Origin of the sequence: Rothia mucilaginosa, assembly GCF_001061665.1 — a bacterium.
In the GTDB taxonomy this organism is placed as follows: Bacteria; Actinomycetota; Actinomycetes; order Actinomycetales; family Micrococcaceae; genus Rothia; species Rothia mucilaginosa_A.
The window spans coordinates 1-24,616 of record NZ_JVSP01000005.1 but is presented as its reverse complement, the minus strand read 5'-3'; the positions used below and the strand labels follow the sequence as shown (position 1 = coordinate 24,616).

General features: G+C 62.2%; 18 protein-coding genes, 1 tRNA gene and 1 pseudogene. All 20 read right to left on the bottom strand.

Annotation, left to right across the window (positions count from 1 at the left end; all coding sequences use genetic code 11):
* Positions 1–140: 140 nt before the first annotated feature.
* A complete protein-coding gene (locus ADJ95_RS03375) occupies positions 141–1,763 on the bottom strand; it encodes an L-lactate permease (protein ID WP_049332588.1) in 1,623 nt (540 codons plus the stop codon).
* Positions 1,764–2,332: 569 nt separating this feature from the next.
* Positions 2,333–2,689: pseudogene (locus ADJ95_RS03370) on the bottom strand (L-lactate permease); the annotation flags it as partial.
* 365 nt (positions 2,690–3,054) lie between these two features.
* The gene (locus ADJ95_RS03365) at positions 3,055–4,695 is read right to left on the bottom strand and encodes an L-lactate permease (RefSeq protein ID WP_049332583.1); all 1,641 of its coding nucleotides are present in this window, start codon (positions 4,693–4,695) and stop codon (positions 3,055–3,057) included.
* Between the two features lie 694 nt (positions 4,696–5,389).
* Positions 5,390–5,463: transfer RNA gene (locus ADJ95_RS03360), tRNA-Pro, on the bottom strand.
* A 253-nt stretch (positions 5,464–5,716) separates the two neighbouring features.
* Positions 5,717–7,297 carry a ribosome biogenesis GTPase Der gene (gene der, locus ADJ95_RS03355; RefSeq protein WP_049332581.1) on the bottom strand — a complete coding sequence of 527 codons (1,581 nt, stop codon included), beginning with the start codon at positions 7,295–7,297 and terminating at the stop codon, positions 5,717–5,719.
* Between the two features lie 111 nt (positions 7,298–7,408).
* Positions 7,409–8,101 carry a (d)CMP kinase gene (gene cmk / locus ADJ95_RS03350; protein ID WP_049332579.1) on the bottom strand — a complete coding sequence of 231 codons (693 nt, stop codon included), beginning with the start codon at positions 8,099–8,101 and terminating at the stop codon, positions 7,409–7,411.
* A gap of 50 nt (positions 8,102–8,151) precedes the next feature.
* Complete coding sequence (locus tag ADJ95_RS03345; RefSeq protein ID WP_080974931.1) at positions 8,152–9,321, bottom strand: prephenate dehydrogenase; 1,170 nt, start codon at positions 9,319–9,321, stop codon at positions 8,152–8,154.
* Positions 9,322–9,339: 18 nt separating this feature from the next.
* Positions 9,340–10,500: a pseudouridine synthase gene (locus ADJ95_RS03340; protein WP_049332577.1), complete on the bottom strand. Its 1,161-nt coding sequence runs from the start codon at positions 10,498–10,500 to the stop codon at positions 9,340–9,342.
* Between the two features lie 80 nt (positions 10,501–10,580).
* Positions 10,581–11,549, bottom strand: coding sequence for an SMC-Scp complex subunit ScpB (gene scpB, locus ADJ95_RS03335; RefSeq protein ID WP_049332576.1), 969 nt, complete (start codon positions 11,547–11,549; stop codon positions 10,581–10,583).
* Positions 11,536–12,549: a segregation and condensation protein A gene (locus ADJ95_RS03330; protein ID WP_049332574.1), complete on the bottom strand. Its 1,014-nt coding sequence runs from the start codon at positions 12,547–12,549 to the stop codon at positions 11,536–11,538. Before ADJ95_RS03330 ends, scpB begins: the two co-directional genes overlap by 14 nt.
* 275 nt (positions 12,550–12,824) lie before the next feature.
* Complete coding sequence (locus tag ADJ95_RS03325) at positions 12,825–13,685, bottom strand: ParA family protein (RefSeq protein WP_049332573.1); 861 nt, start codon at positions 13,683–13,685, stop codon at positions 12,825–12,827.
* 93 nt (positions 13,686–13,778) lie between these two features.
* Positions 13,779–14,951 carry a site-specific tyrosine recombinase XerD gene (locus tag ADJ95_RS03320; RefSeq protein ID WP_049332571.1) on the bottom strand — a complete coding sequence of 391 codons (1,173 nt, stop codon included), beginning with the start codon at positions 14,949–14,951 and terminating at the stop codon, positions 13,779–13,781.
* A 96-nt stretch (positions 14,952–15,047) separates the two neighbouring features.
* Positions 15,048–15,716, bottom strand: a complete 669-nt coding sequence (locus ADJ95_RS03315; RefSeq protein WP_049332569.1) for an NUDIX domain-containing protein — start codon at positions 15,714–15,716, stop codon at positions 15,048–15,050.
* A 144-nt stretch (positions 15,717–15,860) separates the two neighbouring features.
* Positions 15,861–17,555 carry a CTP synthase gene (locus tag ADJ95_RS03310; RefSeq protein ID WP_049332568.1) on the bottom strand — a complete coding sequence of 565 codons (1,695 nt, stop codon included), beginning with the start codon at positions 17,553–17,555 and terminating at the stop codon, positions 15,861–15,863.
* Between the two features lie 253 nt (positions 17,556–17,808).
* Positions 17,809–19,530, bottom strand: a complete 1,722-nt coding sequence (gene recN / locus ADJ95_RS03305; RefSeq protein ID WP_049332566.1) for a DNA repair protein RecN — start codon at positions 19,528–19,530, stop codon at positions 17,809–17,811.
* A gap of 101 nt (positions 19,531–19,631) precedes the next feature.
* The gene (locus ADJ95_RS03300) at positions 19,632–20,648 is read right to left on the bottom strand and encodes an NAD kinase (RefSeq protein WP_080974930.1); all 1,017 of its coding nucleotides are present in this window, start codon (positions 20,646–20,648) and stop codon (positions 19,632–19,634) included.
* A gap of 227 nt (positions 20,649–20,875) precedes the next feature.
* Positions 20,876–21,628, bottom strand: coding sequence for a TlyA family RNA methyltransferase (locus tag ADJ95_RS03295; RefSeq protein WP_049332564.1), 753 nt, complete (start codon positions 21,626–21,628; stop codon positions 20,876–20,878).
* Positions 21,629–21,700: 72 nt separating this feature from the next.
* A complete protein-coding gene (locus ADJ95_RS03290; protein ID WP_239662766.1) occupies positions 21,701–21,850 on the bottom strand; it encodes a GTPase in 150 nt (49 codons plus the stop codon).
* Between the two features lie 13 nt (positions 21,851–21,863).
* Positions 21,864–22,901, bottom strand: a complete 1,038-nt coding sequence (locus ADJ95_RS03285) for an HAD-IIA family hydrolase (protein WP_049332560.1) — start codon at positions 22,899–22,901, stop codon at positions 21,864–21,866.
* Between the two features lie 185 nt (positions 22,902–23,086).
* Positions 23,087–24,205 (bottom strand): hypothetical protein, encoded by a 1,119-nt coding sequence (locus ADJ95_RS03280; RefSeq protein ID WP_049332558.1) that lies wholly within the window; start codon positions 24,203–24,205, stop codon positions 23,087–23,089.
* Positions 24,206–24,616: the final 411 nt, after the last annotated feature.

The following is a 24,616-nucleotide window of genomic DNA, read 5'->3' as shown; positions in this document are numbered from 1 at the left end:
ATGCCTGCATCGCACCGCCGCACATGCTCAGATTCGGACATCCGAGCATACGGCGAACGCCCGCCGCTACGGCGTGTAGCAACGGGCGCTCGAGAAGTCTTCAGCCCTCGTACTTCTTCAGAGGAAAAGTCGGGGACGGGCTAGTGCATAAACAGAGAGAGGAGGTAGGTCCAGATGCACAGCAGCACCAGCAGGAAGAGGCTGTACTTGATGGTAATTGAGGTAACCTTCGACTCCTGACCGGCCTGGTTCACGGCGGCCACCGCCACCGCAATCGACTGCGGGGAAACGATCTTACCCATCACACCACCGGAGGTATTGGCGGCCACCAGCATAGCGGGGTCCACGCCAATCTGCTGCGCGGTGCTTGCTTGCAATCCGGCAAAGAGCACGTTGTTGTTGGTGACCGAACCGGTCACGAACACACCGACCCAGCCGATGGCGGGAGAGAAGAGCGGGAAGAATGCACCGGCGGAAGCTACCGCAAGCGCGATAGAAGAGGTCATGCCTGCGTAGTTCATCAGGTTTGCCACGGACATCACCAGGCAAATCATATAGATGGGCTTCTTCAGCTGCTGCCAGGATCCGTTGAGCTCCTGCAGGGTCTCACGCACGGTAATCTTCGAGGTCAGGGCGGAGAGCAGAGCCGCCACCAGAATCGCGGTACCTGCGGCACCCAGAATGTTCCAGTTGAAGACCGCGTGAATTGCCAGGCCCTCGCCATCACCAATCTGGTGGTGAATACCGGGCACGTGGAAACTAAGGTTTGCAAAGCCCAGCGGCCCATTAGCATCGAAGACGGGCTTCAGCGCGGTGGACCAGAGCAGGATGGTCGCGGAAAGGAAGATGAAGGGGCTCCAGGCGTTGGCAATTTCACGCAGGCTGTAGGCCGGGTCCTTCTTCCCCGCCAGCTCCTCCAGGGTCGGGGCGGTGGGCTCTCGGTAGATGTGCTTGGGTTGCCAGAAACGCATGACAGTTGCCAGGAAGACCAGACCGACCAGCGGGGGCAGAATACCGATGAGCTCGGGGGCCTGCAGGACCCACAGCATGATGCTCTGCAGGCCGGAAATCACGATACCGGTAGCCAGAGCGATCGGGCCGACCTCTCGGACGCCCCGCAGGCCGTCCTGAATGGCGACCACGAGTACGGGCACGAGGGCCGCGAAAATCTGCAGAACCCAGACCATCTGGTCGGAGAGATGTCCCAGGTCCACGTTACCGATGGCGGCACCGGTGGTCACCGGAATACCGACCGCACCGTACGCGCCCACGGTAGCGTTGGCGACCAGGGAGAGCATGGCGGCCTTGAGCGGGTTGAATCCCAGGGCTACCAGCAGTGCCACCGAGATAGCAATCGGGATGCCGAAACCAGCCGCACCCTCAATAAATCCGGCAAAGCAGAGGGCAATGAGTAGCACCTGGATGCGCTGGTCCGGTGAAATAGAGGAAACCGAGGCTCGCACGACGGCAAACTTTCCGCTACGCACCGTGATGCGGTAAAGCCACACAGCCATGAGCACAATCCAGCCGATGGGCCAGAACGCGGAGAGGAAACCATAGAGGATTGAACCGGCCGCCGCCGTCACGGGTAGCCGGAAAACACCCAGTGCAATACCCAGGGTGAGGACAAGGGTAATCAGGGCTGATTTAATGCCGCTGAGTTTGAATACCGTAAGGCAGAGCAGAAAAAGAATGATGGGGGATGCCGCCACGAGTGCCGAAAGCACCGGGGCGTTGAGAGGGTCATAGGTCTGAGACCACATATGCTGTCCTTCCCCGCCGCAGGAGTACCTACAGCGGCTTGGATGTCGCTTTAAGGTACGCCCGTTTACCCTTTTGGGGTGTGCGGAGACGCAACCTCACGCCGCCTCTGCTACTGCGAGTTTCGCCCGGAAGGCGTAGCAACATCGTGTCTGTGTGCTGGGCCCTGACGGAAGGCGTAGCGCGGGAAAGGATATGGCACGGTATGGGGCATCGGTTCTCTCGCCAGAGGCCTCGAGGCTAAAATCTCTCAGTCCGTAGCTCGCCTTCGGCGCCAATGCCCATATAGAAGGTTATCACCATCGTTTGTTGAATGTTAAGAGCTTTTACAGAGCGAAATACCATTTGAATATCATTATCATTTATCGATTATCTACGTTGATTATCCATGCTCTGTATTCCGCGTCCCCGGGCCGGGAGGACAGCGCAAGCCTTACACCATCTTTACACTCCCCGCTTCAACACGAAGGCCCCCTTCCCGACCGTCGACAATCGGGAAGGGGGCCGGTGCATTACGGCTTGTCGGGAGGCTATCGTGCCGTCGCCCCACAAACCGCACCCGTGAGCGGCATTAGCCCACCATGAGCGAGAGAGTGTAGGACCAGACACACACCAGGACCAGCAGAATAGCGCTGTACTTGATAGACATGGAGGTAATCTTAGATTCCTCGCCGGCGCTATTCACAGCCGCCGCCGCAATGGCGATCGACTGCGGGGAGACGATCTTGCCCATCACACCACCGGCGGTATTAGCGGCCGCCAGCAGGGTCGGGTCAACACCAATCTGGGTTGCGGTGGTGGACTGCAGGCCGGCAAAGAGCACGTTCGCGTTGGTCACCGAACCGGTCACGAACACGCCGATCCAACCGATGACCGGCGAGAGCAGCGGGAAGAGCGAACCGGCCGTAGCCAGTGCAAGCGCGATGGAGGCTTGAGCCGGCGGCTCCGCACCTCCACCCAACCCGGGGCGGTCGCCTCCGAGCTCTAGGTGCTTTTGACTTTATCCCCTAACGCTAACAGGTCTCATGGGCTACTTCAGGATAGGTTTACCTTAAGTCTGCACAGATGGGGCACATCCGCATTTTTACGCCCGAATAGCCCCCGGTTTTCCTCTTCATTTTCTTCCCCACCGGGTGCTCAGCAGACATGTCCGCGCTCGTCAGAAAATACCCCTACTCCCCCGCCCGTGTACAGGCAATAATCCTCCAATACGCGGGCGAGCCCCCGTCCACACAGGTGGACGGGGGCTCGCACCACGATTCGGGGTTCCCGGCAGGGGCACCCGAGCCAATATTAGGAAGGCATAACCAACGACAGGACGTAAACCCAAACACAGGTGACGACCAGCAGGGCTGCACTGTACTTGATTGCCATGGAGGTAATCTTGGATTCCTCGCCGGAGCTGTTCACAGCAGCGGCGGCAATTGCGATGGACTGCGGGGAAACGATCTTCGCCATCACACCACCGGCGGTGTTGGATGCAACCAACAGGGTCTGGCTGACGCCAATCTGCTGTGCGGTGGTAGCCTGCAGGCCTGCGAAGAGGATGTTGTTGTTCACCACGGAGCCGGTCACGAACACGCCAATCCAACCGATGATCGGGGACAGCAGCGGGAAGATTGCGCCCACAGCGGCAACAGCCAGTGCGATGGAGGTAATCATACCTGCGTAGTTCATGACGTTTGCAACGGACATGACCAGGCAGATCATGATGATCGGGGTCTGCAGCTGCTTCCAGGTTGCACCGAGTTCCTCGATAGCCTCGCCCCAGCTGATGGAGGAGGTCAGGATGGTGATGATTGCAGCCACCAGAATTGCGGTACCGGAAGCACCAATGATGTTCCAGGTGTAGGTCACGTCAATTGCCTTGGGGGTTGCAACGATCGGTGCGGTCTGCTGGATGGTCTGGTGCAGCCACGGAACGGGGAAGGTGATGTTACTGAAGGCCAGCAGACCCCCCTTAGCAAAGAGCGGCTTCATCGCGGTGGACCAGAGCAGAATCACGACGGACAGGTAGACGAAGGGGCTCCATGCCTTGAGGATTTCGCCACCGGTGTGCTTGACGCTCTGCTGAGCCTCAACCTCTTCCAGGGAGGGCGCGGTGGGCTCACGGAAGATGTTCTTGGGCTGCCACTTCTGCATGATGAGTGCCAGGGCAATCAGAGCCAGCAGCGGCGGGATGATGTCGACGAGCTCGGGGTTACCGAGGCCTGCGAGCAGGACAGACTGGCCGCCAGAGTAAATCAGACCAACAATCAGTGCTACCAGACCGACTTCGCGGATACCGCGCAGACCGTCCTGAATTGCGACGAGCAGCACGGGGATGAGGGCTGCGATAATCTGGATCACCAGAACCAACTCGGTGGACAGGCCGTGCAGGTCCACGCCACCGCGGGTCGCCGCGGTGGTCACGGGGATACCGATAGCGCCGTACGCACCGGAGCTCACGTTAGCAATCAGGGCGAACATTGCGGCCTTGAGCGGGTTGAAGCCCAAGGAAACCAGCAGTGCGGCACAGATAGCAATCGGAATACCGAAGCCTGCAGCGCCTTCAAGGAAGCCACCGAAGCAGAATGCAATCAGCAGCATCTGGATGCGCTGGTCAGTAGAGATGGACGAGATGGAGGAGCGAACGATTTCGAAGCCGCCGGAACGCACGGAAATGCGGTAGAGCCACACTGCCATGAGAACGATCCAGCCGATGGGCCACAGGCCTGAGAGGAAACCGTAGAGGATGGATCCTGCACCTGCGGTGACGGGCATACCGAAGATGCCGCAACCGATCACGAGTGCGAGCGCCAGGGAGATGACGGCAGATTTAATACCGCTGAGCTTCAGGACGGTGAGGCCCAGAAGGAAGAAAATAATCGGGACTGCTGCCACGAGTGCAGAGAGGGCACTCGAGTGTAGCGGGTCGTAGACTTGCTGCCACATGATTGTATTGCGTTCCTTTCCGCGCCCCGAGGGGCGGGATCGTTATGCCGTAAACCTGCCTGATTCCCTGCCCTGCGGGATATACCGAGAGCGTCCTTCTCGTCGTGCCAGAAAGGTACTGTGTGAAGAGGTGTCTTCGCGTGGGTTTATGTTGGTTTTACGGCTGTGAATTCTGAGTGTGCCAGACCGTGTTTAGGTCACATAAACCCAAATACTCCTTGATATATCAAGGAAATCTAAACCCCTGAAGGGTGGTTTGCGCAACTTTACACACGGTTCCTTGGTATCCAATGTACCATCGAATACCCACATATTCAGATGTATTCCAACATTTAGATTCAAGCTCATATTTACATTTCTACCCAAACTACCCATCCCATCGGCAGTTTCGCGGCTCGGCCCCTCCCTCCCCCGTCCAAATCCGCGCCCGCGGGAGGTAACATAACGCAACATACACTTGGCGCACAGGTCAGCTAGGCTCTCGCCGGGAGAGATTGCTCAGTGGTTCCTCGGGCCTAGCCCAGGGTTCCATCAACGCGTGGAACAAGCGCAAGGACTTTCTAACCGCCAGCGAGCGCACGACCGCGTCAGCCGCGCCAAACAGCCGATACTCGCGAATCGGATAAATGGCCCGTATAAGATTCAGAGCATACAAAAAAGCTCCGGAAGGAAAATCCTCCCGGAGCTTTATCTGTCGGGTTGACAGGATTTGAACCTGCGACCCCTTGACCCCCAGTCAAGTGCGCTACCAAGCTGCGCCACAACCCGATTCGTTATTCACGATTAGCCCGGGGTTTCCCCCGAACACTCGAATAACTATACCGGTGTTTTCGGCACCTCGCAAGCCGGATTCACGGTTTTTAGAAAAAATCTTAAAAATCTTTTGGACGCATCTGCTGTCGGTCCGCCGCCCCCGTTCTCAAAAACGCAACCGGCGCCGAACGCGCCGCGCGCCGGGGCCACGGCACAACCCGTCACCCCGGCACACGAACCGTTCCGGTCATAAGGAGCCGAGACCGCGCTAACGGCGGCCACCCTTACCCTTCTTAGCCTTCGCGCTCTGGCGCTCGCCCAGGGTACGGCGCTCACGCACGCGCATCGAAATCTCAATCGGGGTGCCTGTGAAATCAAAGGTCTCACGCAGACGACGCATGATGAAGCGTCGGTAACCCGGATCCAGGAAGCCGGTCGTAAACAGCACAAACTTCGGCGGGCGCGAAGACACCTGAGTACCGAACAGGATGCGCGGCTGCTTGCCACCGCGCAGCGGGTGCGGATGCGCGGCCACAATCTCACCCAGGAATGCGTTCAGGCGGCCGGTCGGAATACGCGAATCCCACGACTCCAGCGAGTGCTCCAGGGCCGGGACCAGCTTGTCCTTGTGCCAACCGGTCTTCGCCGAAATGTTCACACGAGGAGCCCACTTCACGTGCGCCAGGTCGCGCTCAATCTCGCGCTCCAGCATCTCGCGGCGATCCTCGTCGAGGGTATCCCACTTGTTGAAGGCCAGAACCATCGCGCGGCCCGAGTCAATCACGGTCTGCACGATGCGCACATCCTGCTCAGAAATCGGCTCGGAAACATCCAGCAGCACCACGGCAACCTCGGAACGCTCCAGGGCGGTCTGGGTGCGCAGCGAGGAGTAGAACTCCGCGCCCTTCGCCATGTGCTGGCGACGGCGAATACCCGCGGTATCCACAAAACGCCAGGGGTAGCCGCCCAGCTCGATGATCTCGTCAATCGGGTCGCGGGTGGTACCGGCCAGGTCGTTCACCACGGCACGTTCAGAACCCGCCAGCTTGTTCAGCAGCGAGGACTTACCCACGTTCGGGCGACCCACCAGAGCCACACGACGCGGGCCGCCCAGCGCCTCCGGCTGAGCGAACTGCGAGTGCTCCGGCATGACCTCAAGGATCTCGTCCAGGGCATCCGCCAGGCCGCGGCCGTGCAGACCCGAAACGGGGAACGGCTGACCCATACCCAGCGACCAGAGGTTATAAATCTCCGGCTCCAGGTGGGCGTCGTCAATCTTGTTGGCAATCAGAATGATCGGCTTCTTCACACGGCGCAGCATGCGCACAATCTGCTCATCCGAGGCGGTCACGCCCACGCGGGCATCCACCACCAGGACCACAACATCGGCCTGCTCCACCGCAATCTCGGCCTGATCGGCCACCTGAGCATCAATACCGCGGGCATCAGACTCCCAACCGCCGGTATCCACCAGGGTGAAGCTCTTGCCCAGCCACTCGGCCTTGTAGGACACGCGGTCGCGGGTCACGCCCGGCTTATCCTCCACCACGGCCTCACGGCGGCCCAGAATACGGTTGATGATGGTCGACTTACCCACGTTCGGGCGGCCAACAATCGCCACCACCGGGTCGGCCAGCTGCTCTTCCTCTTCCTCAACGTCGAAGCCCCAGGCACCCAGCAGGGCGCGGTCCTCTTCATCCAGGTCGTAGTCTTCCAGGCCCTCCAGCAGGGCCTGGGCGCGCTGGTCGGCGGTTTCGTCGTCAATCTCAGCCAGGCGCTCGGTAACGTCGTCCTCGCCACCGCCCAGGTACTTCTCTTCGTAATCGTCGCGGATAGCGTCCTCAGCCATGCACGCTCCTTTCTCTACCCGCACCGCGGCCAACCCCTCGGTCAGCACGCAAGAGCGGCTCAACGTCTTCTCGGGAGCGGATTCCCCGCTCCCCCGGCGTTTCCACGGAACCTAGCCCGCGCGCTTCGCCTTCAACTGGTCGTTCACGGCGTTAATCACCGCGGAGACCGTCTCATTAAAATCAAGGTCCGAGCTGTCCACCAGGGTCACGCCCTCGGCGGCCTCCATGAAGTTATTGACCTTCGCATCCTTCGCGTCACGCTCGGCGATCTGCTTGCTCAAATCACCCGAAGCGCCGGACTTCTCGGAGTTCTCCAGGCCGCGGCGAGCCATGCGCACCTCCTCGGAGGCGGTCAGCAGGATGCGGGCGTCAGCATCGGGAGCCACCACGGTCGTAATATCGCGACCCTCGGCGACCATACCGTTCACGGCGTGGTCAATCGTCCAACGCTGCAGACCGATGAGGTACTCGCGAACCGCCGGAACCGAAGCCACGGCAGACACGGCCGAAGAAATGCGCTCGCTACGAATCTCCTCACGGATATCGGTAGAGCCCATCATGATCTCTTCCTCGTTGATGTTCGTACCGAACACCAGGGGCATCTCCTTGACGGCCTTCGCGATGGCCTCGGCATCGTTCAGGTCAATGCCGAGCTCCAGCACACGGTAGGTTGCGGCGCGGTACATCGCACCGGTATCCAGGTAGGCCAGGCCAAAGTGACGGGCCACTTCCTTAGACACAGACGACTTGCCGGAGCCGGAAGGTCCGTCGATAGCAATCGTCAGTTTAGGGTTCTCGTGCATTGCACTCCTTTAATTCGTCTCGCTCCATGCCGGAAAATACAGCATTAACTCTACTTCACCACGCGCCAGCCGCGGGCCGACAAATCGCGGACCAGCGACTCCAGAATCGAGGGGTTGACCGAGATTTCAGCCATACCCACCGGAGCACCCGTCGAGTGTTCCAGCCGCAGGTCCTCGATATTAGCGCCCAACTCACCAATCTCGGCGAGCAATCGGGCCAGGGTGCCGGGGGTATCGTCCACCAGCACCGTCATCGTCGCGAAGGCCGCCGGAGCCGTACCGTGCTTACCCGGGATGCGGGCGACACCCGCATTACCTTCGCTCATCAGCTGCGCCAAATCCAGGCGAGCGCCGGAAGCCGCCGGGTTCTCCAGCGTCGAGATGAGCCGGTTCAGGTCATCGCGAACCCCGTAGAGGGTCTGCACAATCGGCTCGGAATTCGCCGCAAAAATCTGAACCCACAGCGTCGGGTCAGAAGCCGCGATACGCACCGTATCGCGTAGCCCCTGACCCGCCAGGGACAGAGCATACAGCGGGGTATCCTGCAGGCGCGAGGCCAGCAACGAGCTCATCGCCTGCGGAACGTGCGAGATGAGGGCCACCGTATGATCGTGCTCCTGCACGCTCAGCGCCGTCACAATCGCGCCCAGCTCCACCGCCACGGAACGCACCAGGCGCACGCACTCGGGGCGAACCGAATCGTGCTCGCAGATAATCCACGGGCGAGCCTGGAACAGCTCACCGCGAGCCGCCACCGGCCCGGACTTCTCACGGCCGGCCATCGGATGCGAACCCACGTAGCGCGATGCATCCGCGCCCGAGGCCAGCACATCCGCAAGGGGCCGCACCTTCACCGAGGCCACATCGGTTACCGTGGCGCCGGGGTAGCCGGTCTCGGGACGCGGCCCGTACGTCCGCAGGGCCTGCGCGCACACGGTGCCGGCCACATCCGGAGGGGCGGCCACGACCACCAGCTGCGGCTCAAAGCGGGCCCGCTGGTCCTCCGTCAGTGAGGAGAAGCTTGTGCCGGCGCCAATATCCTGCGCCACGGCCTCGGCGGTGGGTGAAATGTCCTGAACGTACACGTCCTCGTACCCGGCCGCGTGCAGACCCAGGCCAATCGAGGCGCCCAGCAGGCCGGAGCCGATAATGAGCACCGGGCCGTTCAGGGTCGGGCTCATCGGCAGCTCCGGCGGAAGGGATGTCGTAGAGGGGCTCATGACACTCTCCTCGGATTCTTACATGTCCACCGAAGCGAGCAGGTGACCGATCTCCACCTTCGAGAGGTTACGAATCGTGCCTTGCTTCTGCGAACCGATGCGGATCGGGCCCATCTCAACGCGGACCAGGCGCTCGACCGGGTAGCCGACGGCGTCGAAGAGGCGGCGCACGATGCGGTTCTTACCGGAGTGGATGGTCACCTCAACGAGCACGTGGCCGGGGGTGGAATCCACCAGCTTGAACTCGTCCACGCGGGTCACGCCGTCCTCCAGGCGAATACCCTTCTTCATGGCTGCGCCCACGCCGGGCTCCATGGGGCCGGGCACCTGCACCAGGTAGGTCTTAGGCACCTCGTAGGAGGGGTGGGTCAGGCGGTTGGCCAGCTCGCCGTCGTTGGTCAGCAGCAGCAGGCCCTCGGTCTCGACGTCCAGGCGGCCCACGTGGAACACGCGCTCGCTCATGGAGGAACGCAGGAAGTCGGAGATGCAGGGGCGACCCTCGGGGTCTTCCATGGTGGAGACCACGCCGGCGGGCTTGTTGAAGGCCATGTAGACGAGCCTGTCGTTGGTCTGAACGGTCATGCCGTCCACCTGCACGGTCACCTTGGAGGGGTCAACGCGCACACCCAGTTCGGTCACGACCTCACCGTTGACGGTGACGCGGCCCTCGGTAATCATTTCCTCGCACACGCGGCGGGAGGCCACGCCGGCCTGAGCCAGCAGCTTCTGCAGGCGCACACCGTCGTGGTCGTAAAACTCGTAGTGGTCGACCGGCGCGTTGCGGGGGCGGCGGGGACGGTGCGGGCCGGCGTAGTTGCTGACGCGGTACTCGCCGCGCTCGTTTGCGAAGGCTTCGCCGGAGCGGTAGGGGCGGCCCGGTGCGCGGCGTTCGCGCTTGGGCAGTTCGGTGCCGCGGCCTCGGCCGGAACCTGCGCGGCCTGCGCCGAACTTCTTCTCGCCAAACTTCTTGTCACCGAATTTCTTCTCGCCGAAGCCCTTTGCGCCGCCCTTGCCTGCGCCACTCTTCGGTGCGCCGGGGCGACCACCGCGTGCGGATGCACCCTTAGCTCCGGGCTTACCGCCCTGACCGGGACGGCCTGCGCCGGGTCGGCCACCGCGGGAGTTCTGGGGGCGACCGGATGCAGAGCGGCCGCCGCGGGAGGAGTTTCCATATGCCATGGTGTTCTTCTCTTTTCTGTCGTATAGTGCGAACGTTTCAGGCTTTCCCGAACGTTCGTTCGTCTTATTGATTCGTTGTCTTAGTCGTTGCCCTCGGCAAGCACTGCGGCTTCCGTGTCATCGGGCAGGAAGGGTGCGAGCGCCGGCAGCTCCTCCAGGGAGTTCAACCCGAGCTTTACCAGCAGCAGATCCGTGGTTTCGTAGAGGGTCGCGCCGGTTCCGGCTTCTCGCCCGGCCTCGCGAATCAGCTGCCGTTGCAGCAGCTGGCGGATGGCCGCGTCCGCGTTCACACCGCGGATCGAGGCGACCCTCGCGCGGGTCACCGGCTGCCGGTAGGCAATCACGGCAAGCGTCTCGTAGGCGGGCTTGCTCAGGGTCGCGCTCTTGGAGCGAGTCACGAAGCGTGCCACCCAGGGGGCGAAGTCGTCGCGGGCGTAGAGCTTCCAGCCACCGGCGATGCGGCGCAGCTGGAATCCGCGCGGCTCGGGTGAGATGCCTTCCTCGCCGTATTCCGTCTCCTCGCCGTTGTACTCACGGTACAGCTGGTCGAGGGCGTGTTCGACGGCCCGCTCGCTCACGATGAGCGCGGCAGAAAGCTCGCGCACGCTCACGGGGGCCTCGGCGACGGCGAGGATTGCTTCGATGGCGCTTTTGACGCCGCCGGGGATAGCCTCGACACGCGAGAACTCGGCGTCGGGGTCGACCGCCACGCTGGGTGCTGTGGAGGGCCCTCCCGCGGGTATTTTCGCCGAGCTCTTCTCTGCACGAGGTGCAGGTTCCTGCGGTGCTTCCGGGCTGTCGGGTGCCTCCGCCGTTTCAGGCTCTTCCGGTTCCTCGGCGGGTTCAGCCGATTCGGCCGCTACCAGCTCCCGGTTCTCAGCTACCGGTTTGACCGCGGGTGCGACCGCGGACTCGACCGGCGTCGAGGCGGCCAGCCCCGTATCGTCCTCAGCGTTCGGATCCCAGTAACCCAGGTTCACGATGGCAAGGTCATCGGGGGTGAATTCGCGGTTGAAGCGCGATCCGTTCTCGGGGTTAGTCACGTTCATCCTCCGGGTCGATGCCGTTCTCGGTGAACTCCGCCTCCGGGGTTTCGCGGGCTTCCGCGCTCTCGGGGAGTACAGGCTCCGAGCCGTCCCGCGCTGCGGGGAGAGCCTCGGGGCGAATCACGAAGCTTCCCGCCGTGGCGCTGGCTCGCACCAGAATCTCGCCCAGGGGGTGCTCCTGTTCCACGTGCAGAGCCCCCTCCTTGTAGAGCTCCAGCAGGGCCAAGAAACGAACCACCGCAATTTCCAGGTCGCCCGCGCCCCGCACAAGTTCGTCAAAGCGCAGTTCGCGCCCGGAGGCGTCAAGCAGGGTGTGCAACAGATAGTGTTCTTCGGCGGCGATGGTGGTGACCGGAACGTGCAGGTGCTCGTTCAGCTCCTCCACGATTTCTTCCGCGGCGGGCTCGGGTTCGGCGGGCTGCCGGCTCAGCGCGGCGGCCGCAATGCGCGCAAACTCTTCGGCGCCTCCGGCCAGAACCAGTTCGGGTAGGGCGTGGGCAAAGCGTTCTTCGAGGGCGACCGCGCGGGGAAAACGCCGCGCTTCCTGCGCCCAGCGTTCGGCAAAGATATCGGCGACCTCACGGTAGGCGCGGTACTGCAGCAGACGCGCAAAGAGTAGGTCGCGGGCCTCGAGCAGGGCGACATCTTCCTCAAGGGGTTCGCGGTGCTGCGGTAGCAGGCGCGCGGTCTTGAGCTCGAGGAGAGTTGCGGCGGTAACCAGAAATTCACTGGCCTCGTCCAGGGCTCGCTCCGTGCCCTCGGCGTAGAGGGCCTGCAGGTAGGCGAGGAACTCATCGGTCACTTCGGCGAGCGCAACGTCTGTAATGTCGAGTTTGCGGCGCGAAATGAGGGTCAGCAGAAGGTCAAAGGGGCCCTCAAAATTACTGAGGGTGAGGGTGAAACCGCGTTCCGGGTTCTGCAGGCCGCGGCCCTCGGATTGGGCGTTCTGGGCGGCCTCTGCGTTCGGTGTCGGTACCCTCACGGCAGCGACGTGTGTGGTCATAAAGACCTGTTCTCCTTATGTGTTTTTCCGTCCCGCGGTCTGTGCGTTGTATCCGGTCGATGCGCCGGGTATGCCTGCCGGTATCGTGAGGCTCGCATTCTCAGCGATTTCTCAGCGATTTCTCGGTGGCATCTTCGGCATCTTCGGCATCTTCGGTCGTTAATCGGTGAAGTAGCCGGTGCGAGCGGGAATGAATCCCCATAATTATACGCCCCCTACCGGCGCGGCTCAAGGGGTCGCAAGCCGCATCGGTAGGGGGCGCATCGAGGGAAGGGCTAGCGTGCGCCGCCCTTGTAAATCAGTTCGCGAGCAACCTGACGGTACGCCTCGGCACCGGGATGGCTCGAGGCGTAGCTGAGAATCGGCTCAGCAGACACCGATGCGTCCGGGAACTTCACGGTGCGCTTGATGACGGTGTCGAACACCTTGTCGCCGAAAGCGTCCACGATGCGCGCCAGAACTTCCTTGGAGTGGATGGTGCGCGCATCGAACATGGTAGCCAGCACGCCAACAATCTCGAGGTTCGGGTTCAGGCGGTCCTGCACCTTCTCGATGGAATCCACGAGCAGGGCCACGGCACGCAGGGCGAAGAACTCACAAATCAGCGGAATAATCACGCCGTCGGAGGCGGTCAGCGCGTTGACGGTCAGCAGACCCAGGGAGGGCTGGCAGTCGATGAGGATGACGTCGTACTCGTCGCGCACCTTGCGCAGGGCCGAAGCGAGAACCTGCTCGCGAGCCACCTCATTGACCAGCTGCACCTCGGCTGCGGAAAGGTCGATGTTCGCGGGCAGCAGGTCGATGTTCTCCACGCCGGTGGGCAGGATAACGTCCTTAATGTCGACCTTGCGGTCCATCATGACGTTGTAGACGGTCAGGTCCAGCTCGTGCGGGTTCGCGCCGAAACCTGCGGAGAGGGCACCCTGCGGGTCGAAGTCGACCAGCAGCACCTTGCGGCCACACTCTGCCAGTGCCGCGCCCAGGTTAATGGTGGAGGTGGTCTTACCCACGCCGCCCTTCTGATTCACCATAGAAATAATGCGGGCGGGACCGTGGCTGCTCAGCGGAGCCGGGTCGGGGTACACGCGCAGGGGTCGACCAGTGGGGCCGAGTTCTTGTGCCTGAGCTTCAGTCAATGGTTCACCTTCATCAATGAATTCGAAGTTTTAAGTTTAAGCGTTGTCTATAAGGTTACCTCAAGAGCGGCTGTTCCGCGGATTGGCGGGGTTTTATCCCCGCTCGTGGGCACGCGGATGCGCCATCCGGTAAACCTCCATGAGCCCCTCGGGAGTGACCTTGGTGTACACCTGCGTGGTCGCGATGGAGGCGTGCCCCAGCAGCTCCTGCACCACGCGAATATCGGCGCCGCCCTGCAGCAGGTGGGTTGCGAAGCTGTGCCGCATGGAGTGCGGAGAGAAGTCCGCGCTGAGGCCCGCCGCCTCGGCGGCTTCCTTAAGGATGAGCCACGCACCCTGGCGCCCCAGCCTGCCACCTCGCCCGTTGACGAAGAGCGCGGCGGTGCCTTTGCCGTGGGCCACGAGCGCGGGCCGCCCGCGCACCAGGTAATCCTGAATGGCCTTGTGAGCGTAATTTCCGAGGGGCACGAGGCGTTCTTTGCTCCCCTTGCCGAAGAGCCGCACGTACCCGGGGAGGGTGATGTCGTTGCCGTCCTCGTCGGTCAGGGTTTCTTCGCTGTGTACGTCGTCGATATCGGCGTTGAGCATTTCGCTCACGCGGGCACCGGTGGCGTACAGGAATTCAAGTATGGCGCGGTTTCGCAGGCCGATGGGAGTGTCTCGATCCGGCACGGCGAGGAGGCGCTGCATCTGCTCCACGGTAATAGCTTTGGGTAGGCGCTTGACGTTTTTGGGCGGCGTCACGGTCACGGCGGGGTCTTTTTCCACCAGAAAGGCAGAAACCCAGAAGGCGTGGGCTCCGCGCACGGCGGCCATGGTGCGGGCGATGGAGTTAGGGCCCAGTGGCAGCGGGATGCTTCCCTCGCCGCTCCCCCGCTCCCCCGGCTCGGTACCGCGACCCCCGTCGGCGGCGATGAGGACGGCCAGGGATTCTGCGGCCTCCTCGGCATCCACGGAGTTCTCTTCCTCCGGCTGTTTTTTAACTGGGGCGGCCAGGCCGGGTAGGGGCACGGTGGGCGCGGCAAGCTCGCGCATAAATGAACGCACCTGCGCGGTCGTAATGCGTTCGGGGTCGATTACCCCGAGGGTGGAGAGGTACGCGGCGTAGCGGCGCAAGTCTCGCGCGTACGAGGCGATGGTGTTCTCGCTGCTACCCCGCTCGACCCGCAGATGCACCAGGTACTGGTCGATGGCCCGCTCCAGGGGGGTCTGCTCGCCGGTCCCCTCAACCGCGGGGGTAGCGCCCTTCAGCGCGGGCTGTGCCATATCTCTTCCCTTCTCACGCGGTCGTTCGGGTTTGTTCGGATGCGCACGGTAGCGCGAAATGCCTCTTCGAGGGATCGGGCGAGAAGACTCCGAACCCTAACGGAAGGTCTGCGGCTTCTGTCGGCGATGCCCCATGTAGGGGTGGAATTCCCAGCCGCCGGCGGCTTCGCGCAAGCCTTCGAAGCCGCGCGCTGAGGCGGCGTAAGTGGCCAGAATCGCCTGGATGGCCAGCGCGTTGTGCACTTTACCGTCCAGAACCAGCTGCACCGCATCCTGCAGGGGAACCCAGCGGTAGGTCATCTCTGCCTCTTCTTCGGTGCGTTCGGTACGCTCCTGGCGGGGCAGCTCGCTCAGGTCGCGGGCCAGGTAGACGCGACCCGCCTCGCTGGTTGCGCCGGGGCTGCTGAAGTAGTCGGTCAGGGCGTGCCAGCTGGCGGCTCGCAGGTCGGTCTCCTCGGCAAGCTCGCGCTGTGCGGCGTGCAGAGGGTCCTCACCGTCGATGTCGAGCAGGCCGGCGGGCACCTCCCAGAGGTTCATGCGCACCGGGTGCCGGTACTGGTTGAGCATCAGCAGTTCGTTGCGTTCGTTGAGAACCGCTACGGCCACGGCACCGGGCATCTCCACGACGTCGCGGGTGAGTACGGTGTCCTCGTTCAGCTCGTATTCCTCGACCACGGTTTCGATGACGTATCCGCTGTATTTGACGGTCCGGGTGCGAATCGTACGTTCTGAGGGTTCGTCGATAATATGCTGGTTTTCGCTCATATTTCTATTCTAGAGGGTTCGTTTCGGAACTCCCTCGCACTTCTCCCCGTTACTCGGCGCCTCCCCCGATGGATTAAGACGGTTAAACGGCGAGCGCCCCAGCCGCCGAGGGGACGGATGGGGCGCTCAACGCGTTCGGTCGCCTTATGCGCCGCGGCGCTCCAGGGCAGCCTTAATCAGGCCTGCAAAGAGCGGGTGCGGGCGGGTCGGACGGGAGCGGTACTCGGGGTGTGCCTGAGTTGCCACGTAGTAGGGGTGAACCTCTGCGGGCAGCTCCACGTACTCAACCAGCGAGGAGTCCGGGGAGGTACCGGAGATCACGAGACCAGCCTCTTCGAGCTGCTCGCGGTACTCGTTGTTCACCTCGTAGCGGTGGCGGTGACGCTCTGCAACCTCGGTTGCGCCGTATGCCTTAGCCACCTGAGAGCCGGGCACCAGGTTTGCCTTGTAGAGGCCCAGGCGCATGGTGCCGCCCAGGTTGCCGGCACCCTCGACGAACTGCTTCTGCTCTTCGATGGTGGCGATAACGGGTATGGGGGTCTCGGGGTCGAACTCGGTGGAGGACGCCTCGGGCAGACCCAGCACGTTACGCGCGTACTCAATCACCATGGACTGCAGACCCAGGCAGATACCCAGGGTCGGGATCTTGTGCTCGCGTGCGTACTTGAGGGCGCCAATCTTGCCGTCCAGGCCGCGGATGCCGAAGCCGCCGGGCACCAGGATGGCGTCCATGCCGCGCAGCTGGTGGTCTGCGTCCTCGTCGGTTGCGCACAGGTCGGCGGCAACCCACTTGATGTTGACCTTCACGTTGTTTGCGAAGCCGCCGGCGCGCAGAGCCTCGGAGACCGAGAGGTATGCGTCGGGCAGGTCGATGTACTTACCGACCAGGGCCACGTTCACCTCTGCGGCGGGGCGGTGCACTGCGTCGAGCAGGTGGTCCCACTGGGTGAAGTCGGGCTCGGGTGCCTCGATGCCGAAGTAGTCGAGGATGTAGTCGTCGAGCTTCTGGCTGTGCAGGGTCTTGGGGATGTCATAGATGCTGGGGGCATCGGCGCAGGAGATGACGGCGTCGGTGTCCACGTCGCAGGCGTTACCGATCTTGGAGCGGTGCGATGCGGGAACCTCGCGCTCACAGCGCAGAATCAGGCCGTCGGGCTGAATACCCAGGCCGCGCAGTGCTGCGACGGAGTGCTGGGTGGGCTTGGTCTTCAGCTCGCCGGAGGGGCCGATGTAGGGCACCAGGGAGACGTGCAGGAAGAAGACGTTCTTGCGTCCGACATCGCGGCGCACCTGGCGTGCAGCTTCCATGAAGGGCAGGGATTCGATATCGCCAACGGTGCCGCCGATTTCGGTAATGATGATGTCGGGGGCGTTGTCGATTTCCGCTGCGTGACGCATGCGGGACTTGATCTCGTCGGTGATGTGAGGAATCACCTGGACGGTGTCGCCGAGGTACTCGCCGCGGCGCTCCTTCGCGATAACGGAGGAGTAAACCTGACCGGTGGTCACGTTAGCGGACTGGTCGAGGTTCTCATCCAGGAAACGCTCGTAGTGTCCGATGTCCAGGTCGGTTTCTGCACCGTCGTCGGTGACAAAGACTTCACCGTGCTGGAAGGGGTTCATCGTACCGGGGTCGACGTTCAGGTAGGGGTCGAACTTCTGCATGGTCACAGAGAGGCCGCGAGAGCGAAGAAGCTGACCGAGGGAAGAGGCCGACAGGCCCTTACCGAGAGAAGATGCAACACCGCCGGTCACGAAAATCTGGCGGGTTACCTTGTCGTTAGAGGACGCGTTCTGAGCGTTATTTTTTTCATTCACCACGGAATTCAAGCCTACCATTTTCTTGTCTGCTATCCAAGCAGAGAACTACGCCGCGAGATGATTCTCGCAGGCCGGAGCTCTCCCCTCGGGTTCTGTCTCCACTGTAACGTCTGCGGGGGTTTTATATTCCCGCAACTCCGTTCATAGATTTTCCTCAAGTACCCCTTGAGTATCTCATACCCTCCGCCCCACGTGCGCCGGGTTTGGTCGTCCGGCACGCCCGTTTTCAGGCGGTGGATTTCGAGGTACATTACTTGCGGTTCGGGGTGTTTCATTCCTGGTCCTGGGACACCTGCCGCCCGGCTTCCAACAGCTCCCGAGCGTGCTCGCGAGCCGATTCGGATTGGTCGTGACCGGAGAGCATTCGCGCCAACTCCACCACGCGCTCTTCCTCCGTGAGCACCTGCACTTTAGACAGCGAGGCGTCGTCGTTCTTGAGCACCAGGATGTGCTGGTCGGCGAAGGCTGCCACCTGCGGCAGGTGGGTCACCACCAGCACCTGAACGTGCCGGGCGAGCATGGCCAGTCGGCGACCAATCTCGATGGCGGCCTTGCCGCCCACACCCGAGTCGACTTCGTCAAAGATGAAGGTGGGCACGGGATCCACTTCGGCGAGTACCACTTCGAGGGCGAGCATCACGCGGGAGAGCTCACCGCCGGATGCACCCTTGCCGAGCGGGCGGGGCACGGAGGTGCGGTGGGGTGCCAGCATGAAGGTGACGGTGTCGCGGCCGTGTACCGAGAATTTCTCCGCCTCGGCAACTTCCACCACAAGGGATGCGTTCGGCATGGCCAGGGCGGTCAGCTCCTCGCTCACCGCATCGGCAAGTTTTTGGGCGGCCGCGCGGCGCAGGTTTGTCAGCTCTTCTGCCTGTTCCCCCAAGACCTTGCGCAACTGCACGAGTTCCGTTTCGAGAGTTTCCTGGCGCTGCGGGTCGTCAACGAGGGTGTCCAGGCGGGCGCGGGATTCCTCGGCCCATTCAAGCACCTCGGCGATATCCGCCCCGTACTTGCGCATGAGCGTTGCCAGCTGGGCGCGGCGGGTCTGCACCTGCGCCAGACGCTCGGGCCCCTCCACATCCAGGGAAGCCGCATAGGAGGAAAGATCCGAGGCGATATCGGTGGTCAGGATCATGAGCTCGTTGACACGAGCTTCCAGGGCGGCAAGCTCTTCATCGGCAGAGGCCTGTCCCTGCAGGGCGCTACGGGCGGCATCGAGCAGACCCATAACGTTGGCTTCCTCGCCGCTCGAGTATTCGCTACCGTTCAGCGCGGTCAGGGCGGTCGCGGAGGCAATCCGCAGAGCCTCAACGTTCATGAGCTTCACCATTTCGGCCTTGAGCTCGTCCTCTTCACCCGCGCGGGGGTTGACGGCGGCGATCTCCTCGAGCGCCCCCTGCAGGCTCTGCGCCTCTAGTGCGCGAGCGCGAGAGTTCTCCCGAACTTCCTTGAGTTCCGCAGCAGCGGCACGGTAGCGTTCGTAGTTCTCTCGATACTTCTCCAGTAGGGAGGCCAGCTCCTCCCCCGCATACAGGTCGAGGGATTGGCGCTGTTCTGCGGGCGATTTGAGGCGTAGCTGGTCCGACTGGCCGTGCACGGCCACGAGGCTCTGCCCAATCTGGGCGAGAGTGCCGATGGGTGCGGAGCAACCGCCGACGTGGGCACGCGAGCGTCCGGAAGCGTTGACGGTGCGAGCCAGCAACAGCTCCGAGCTCTGTTCGTCAATCTCTTCGGTGGTTCCGCCGGCTTCTTCGGCCAGGGCGAGGGCACGGTGGCCTCGCGGCAGGCGGATGACGGCCTCGGCGAGCGCATTCTTGGCGCCGTTGCGCACGCTGGAGGCGTCCGAGCGAGCACCCAGAAGCATTCCGAGGGCGGTGACAACCATGGTTTTACCCGCACCGGTTTCACCGGTCAGAACGGAGAACCCCGGTTCGAGGGGGAGCCTCGCATCGGTAATGATGCCGAGGTCTCGAATATGAATTTCCTCAATCACGAACGTTCATTCCTTTTCTTGTGACCGTCTCGAACTTTTCTCGCCCCCCTCTGCAGAGGTGACAATTGCCGTCGCGTAGCGAATATTGTAAGTAGCCTCCCCTACTTGGAGGACTGCGTCTCAGCTTCCTGCGGACCGCGCCAGCCGCGGATGGGCAACTCAAATTTGCGCACCAGACGCTCCGAGAAGGGCGCGGGGTGGATGCGGGCCAGCAGCACGGACTTCTCGGATCGACGCACTTCAATACGCGAGCCAGGGTCAAGCTCCACAGTGCGGCGACCATCGCACCACAGCACACCGGAGGCACCGTTTTCGGGCATGAGCTCTACCGCCAGGGTTGAGGTGGGAGCCGCCACGAGCGGGCGCGCAAAGAGCGCATGGGCCGAGAGCGGAACCATCAGAATCGCTTCAACTTCGGGCCAGACCACCGGACCACCACCCGAGAAAGCGTAAGCGGTCGAGCCGGTGGGGGTCCCCATAACCACGCCGTCGCAGCCGAAGGTACTCAGCGGCCGGCAGTCTACCTCGATGATGACCTCGATCATCTTTTCGCGGTTACCCTTTTCGACACTGGCTTCGTTCAGTGCCCAGTCGCTATGCACGCGCTTACCGTCGTTCCAGACTTCAACGTCAATGGCCATACGCTCTTCGACCGTGTACTCGCTATTAACGATGTGACGCACCGTCTCACTCAGGTCGCTCTCTTCGGATTCGGCGAGAAAGCCGACGTGCCCCAGATTCACGCCAATCAGGGGAATACTGGTTCGGCGCACCATCTCGGCGGCACGCAGAATCGAGCCGTCGCCGCCCAGCACCACGCCAAGCTCAATATCGATAAGGGCCACCGATTCATGCACCACCTGCACGGGAACGGGCTCATCCCAGTTCTCGCTCAGGGTTTCCAGATCGGAGCGAGTCATGACGGGGGTCAGCCCTGCCTTGTAGAGCTGAGCACAGGCCTGGCGAGCGGCATCTCGTGCTTCTTTGCGTCCCACGTGCGCAAAGACCAAGATCTTTCGCCCGCGATTGACTGAACGTTCCGCCGCGTGATGCTCGCCCTCCGGCTGCACCTGCGCGAGAGCAGTTCCCTTTTCTACATGGCTCTTTTGTTCTGCCATAACGACTCTCTCCCATTCATGGTTGGGGTATTGAGTTGGTGTATCTACACCCATCATACCGAATATGTTCTCGAAAATTTTCTAAAATACTCTATTTTTAGAAAATTATTTCGAATAATCTGCGGAGGCCCGATGCCAAGGCACCTCGATAGCGCGATAGCCCGAGAAGTCCCCGGCCGTAGCGCTTTACTCACGCTCGATTGGAGTCCTCTCAGACTATCTCAACGCTATTTATTTTCTTTTCGACACCATAGGAAGTACTCCACGTTGCCGTCCTGACCGGGGAGCGGACTGGGCTCCATGCCCATCACCCGCAGCCCGTGACTATTGGCGGAGGTTTGTACCTTTTCCACCGCTTCACGGCGGGCGGATTCTTCGTAGACCACTCCCCCGCGTCCGATGCGGTGCTTGCCGACCTCGAACTGCGGTTTGACCATGAGCACCAGATCACCGCCGGTTTCGGTGGCGTTCGCTAGCGCCTCCATGACCAGGGTCAGCGAGATGAACGACAGGTCCGAGACCGTCAGCTCAACCTGTCCGCCGATATCTTCGGGCTTCAGGTAACGAACGTTGAGGCCTTCGTACACGCCAACTCGGGGATCTTCGCGTAACGCGTCCACGAGCTGTCCGTGCCCCACGTCCACGGCCGCCACATGCCGGGCCCCTCGACGAAGTAGCACGTCGGTAAAGCCTCCGGTGGATGCTCCCGCATCCAGGCAACGCTTGCCTTCAACCTCGATATCGGGGAACGCATCGAGGGCACCCGCGAGCTTGTGGCCTGCGCGGCTGACGTATTCGGTCAGTTCGCTCTGACGCACGTAGAGGGTATCCTCCGGTCCCACGAGCCTGGACGCTTTGCGCGCGGCCTTGCCATTGACCTGCACGTCTCCAGCGGCAATGAGCTTTGCGGCGAGGGTTCGGGAGCTCACGAATCCGGCTTCGACCAGGTACTTATCGAGGCGCGCGGTGTCTTTGCCCATATCTTCTTTCTGTCGTCGTGTAGTGCCGTGAACCCTCAGAACATTACCGTCTGAGGGCTCACCGCCGCGAGGTTAGGAGAGATTCTCGAGATCCTTTTCCAGTTGCTCGCTCATCGTTTCGAGACGTTTGACGCGTTCTACCGGGTCCATGGCGAGGGTCGCCGCCAGTTGCCGCTCAAATTCGGCATCCGCGATAGAACGGTCGGTGGTCTCGGCGTTCATAGTTTCGTTCTGTTTAGGCACCGGGAAGACCCTTGATGACGGGCACGGCGGCCTGCTCGGGGTTGGCTGCCCACCAGGCGGCGTAAGCGACGCGCCAGGCCTCTGCTTCGCTCTCGCTTCCGGCGAAGGTGCCCTCATCGAGGTTCTCGGGGCCTGTGAGAATCAGGTTCTCGCCTCGCGCCCGTGCCCGCCAGGTGGGGCCGGTCGCAATCACCTCGTAGCCTTCGAAGAGCACCTCAATCTCGGGGTAGGGTGCGAAGAAGTCGTCCAGGGTACGCAGCACGTAGGTCGGGCGCTGTTCGGGTACGGCTTCGATGACGTCGCGGTAGGTCTGCACACCGGTGAGCACGAGCGCGCCGTCCATCTGCGCGTTATTAGCGCCGAGAATATCGGTATCCAGGCGGTCACCCACAATGACGGGACGCTCGGAGTTCAGGGCCTGTGCTGCGGTGTGGAAGATGGGGGCTTCGGGTTTGCCCGCAACGAGCGGGGTACGGCGCGAAGCGGTTGCCACGGCTGCGACGAGGGTGCCGTTGCCGGGTGCCTGGCCACGTTCCTTAGGGATGGTCTGGTCGGTGTTAGTGGCGATCCACAGCACCTCGGGGTTAGCGAGGGTGTATGCGGCTTCCGCGAGATCCTCCCAGCCCATCTTCGGGTCAAAGCCCTGAATGAGGGCTACTGGCCCCTCGGCCTCGGTGCGTACGGGTTCCAGGCCTGCGTCGCGCACACAGTCGGCGAGGGCCTCGGTACCGGTAATCAGCACTTTGGAGCCCGCAGGAATCTTTTGCGCGAGAAGCTTTGCGCCGGCTTGTGCGGAGCTGACGACTCGTTCTGCCCGGGTGTGCACTCCAAGGTCGCGTAGGTGTTCTGCGACGGATTCTACCGAACGGGAAGCGTTGTTAGTCACGAAGATGACCGGTACGTTGAGCTCTTCCTCCGCACGGTTGAGGGCTTCGGGAGCCCCCTCGATGGCGAAGGGGCCGGCGTAGACAACGCCGTCCAGGTCTGAGAGGAGCGCGTCGTATCGGGCAAGGAGTGCGGTCGTGGTCATAGGAACCTCTTCCGGGGTCTGAGCGGCTAGTATTTTCCCTCTATCGTACCCGCTCCGCGCTACCGGGGCCTATCGTTCGTCACAGGCAGTTCCTATTCGGACGGGTAGCCTCTCCGATATAGCGCGAACCGCCGGAGGCGAGCTCTCGGGGAGCCGCATCCGGCGGTTCGATATGTACAAGTCTATTACTCTACGTCAGCCTCGGCCTTTTCCTCGGCTTCAGAGTCTTCAGGTGCTTCCGCGGCGGAGTCCTCGGAGGTACTCTCTTCGGAGCCAGCTGCTTCTGCCTTCTCGGAGGCTTCCTCATCTGCAGCCTTGACCGGGCGTTCTGCGGGCTTTTCTTCCTTCTCGAAAAGGTCTGCCTCGCCAAAAATATCGAAGATTTCGGGCTCCGCGAAGTTGCCCTGGCCCAGCGCTGCCTCAGCCACGACAGACAGGCGTGCCCAACGCTCGGCTTCCTGATCGCGGCCAGCGTTGGCAAGGGCATCGGCGTAGGCGCTAAAGAGACGCGGGCTGTATTCGAATGCGCGCTTGGGGTTCAGCTGGGGAATCTGAAGGGCTACCACGGCCTGGTTCTTCTTGCCCTGATCGGTCAGGATGCCGGACTCGACGATAGCCAGTTCCACACGCACCTCGGCGGGCAGCTCTTCACGCTTGAATTCGGCAATCATTTCCTGTGCCTTGGGCAGTCGTCTCAGTGCACGTTCGCAGTCCACCAGCAGCGCAAGGTGGTCCACGGAACCGCTGATGCGACGGTGAGTACGCAGCTCACGCAGGGCCAGCTCGTAGTCCTCTGCCACGTAGGCAGCAATACCCACGGCTTCACGCACGGCGGCGATACGACCGGCGCTACGGGAGGCAGCAACGGCGTGCGCCAGCGCGAATTCGGGGTCAATGTCAAGGTAACGACCCGCCATCACCAGATGCTTGGCAACGGTCTCAGCGTTACGAGGCTCCAGGGCACGTAGCTGACGATAGGTTGCACCGTCCAGTTCGCGACCGGTCACATCGCTGTCAATCTCGGGTGCTTTGGGCTTAGCGGGACGGTAGCCTGCACGGCCACCGATGCTACGTACCTCTTCGCGGGGTGCGTCACCCTCGGGTCCATTGGAGCGGGGTGCCTTCGAACGCGAGTCAGAGCGGCGACCGTCGAACTTCTTACCTCCGCGATCGTTACGCTTGAAACCGCCCTTACCGCCGAAGTTCTTGCCGCCCTTCTTGGAGCGGAAATCCTTGCCGCCGTTGTTCTTGCGGTGCTGACGGGGGCCGGAGCCGTTAGACTCGTGGCGGGGGGTCTCAGACATGAATCTCCTTGGGAGGTATCCGCTCGTGGCGGGTCGTGGATGCAGTCGGTCCGGACGGTCCGCTGCCTGAGGCATCAACTCTATGGAGGGGCGCTTGGCCCGTCTTTAATGCCCAATATAAGCCATACCATTCTAGTATAGAGGGCGGCTTTCGTGCACCTGTAACGATGCGGATCCGCGGCCTCTCTAAGCGCCTGAGCGGCCTCGACCGTGGACGTTAGGGAGGAAGAGGCACCTCTCCCCTATTATTCTCTGCCCGGAGTTTCTTCCACCGGGCGCACTACCCGTCAAGCAGAATAGTTTGTTAAACAAAAATAGCCCCGGCGAAGCCGGGGCTATTGAATAATAAAGCGGCGACGACCTACTCTCCCACACCCACAAAAGTGCAGTACCATCGGCGCAAAGAGTCTT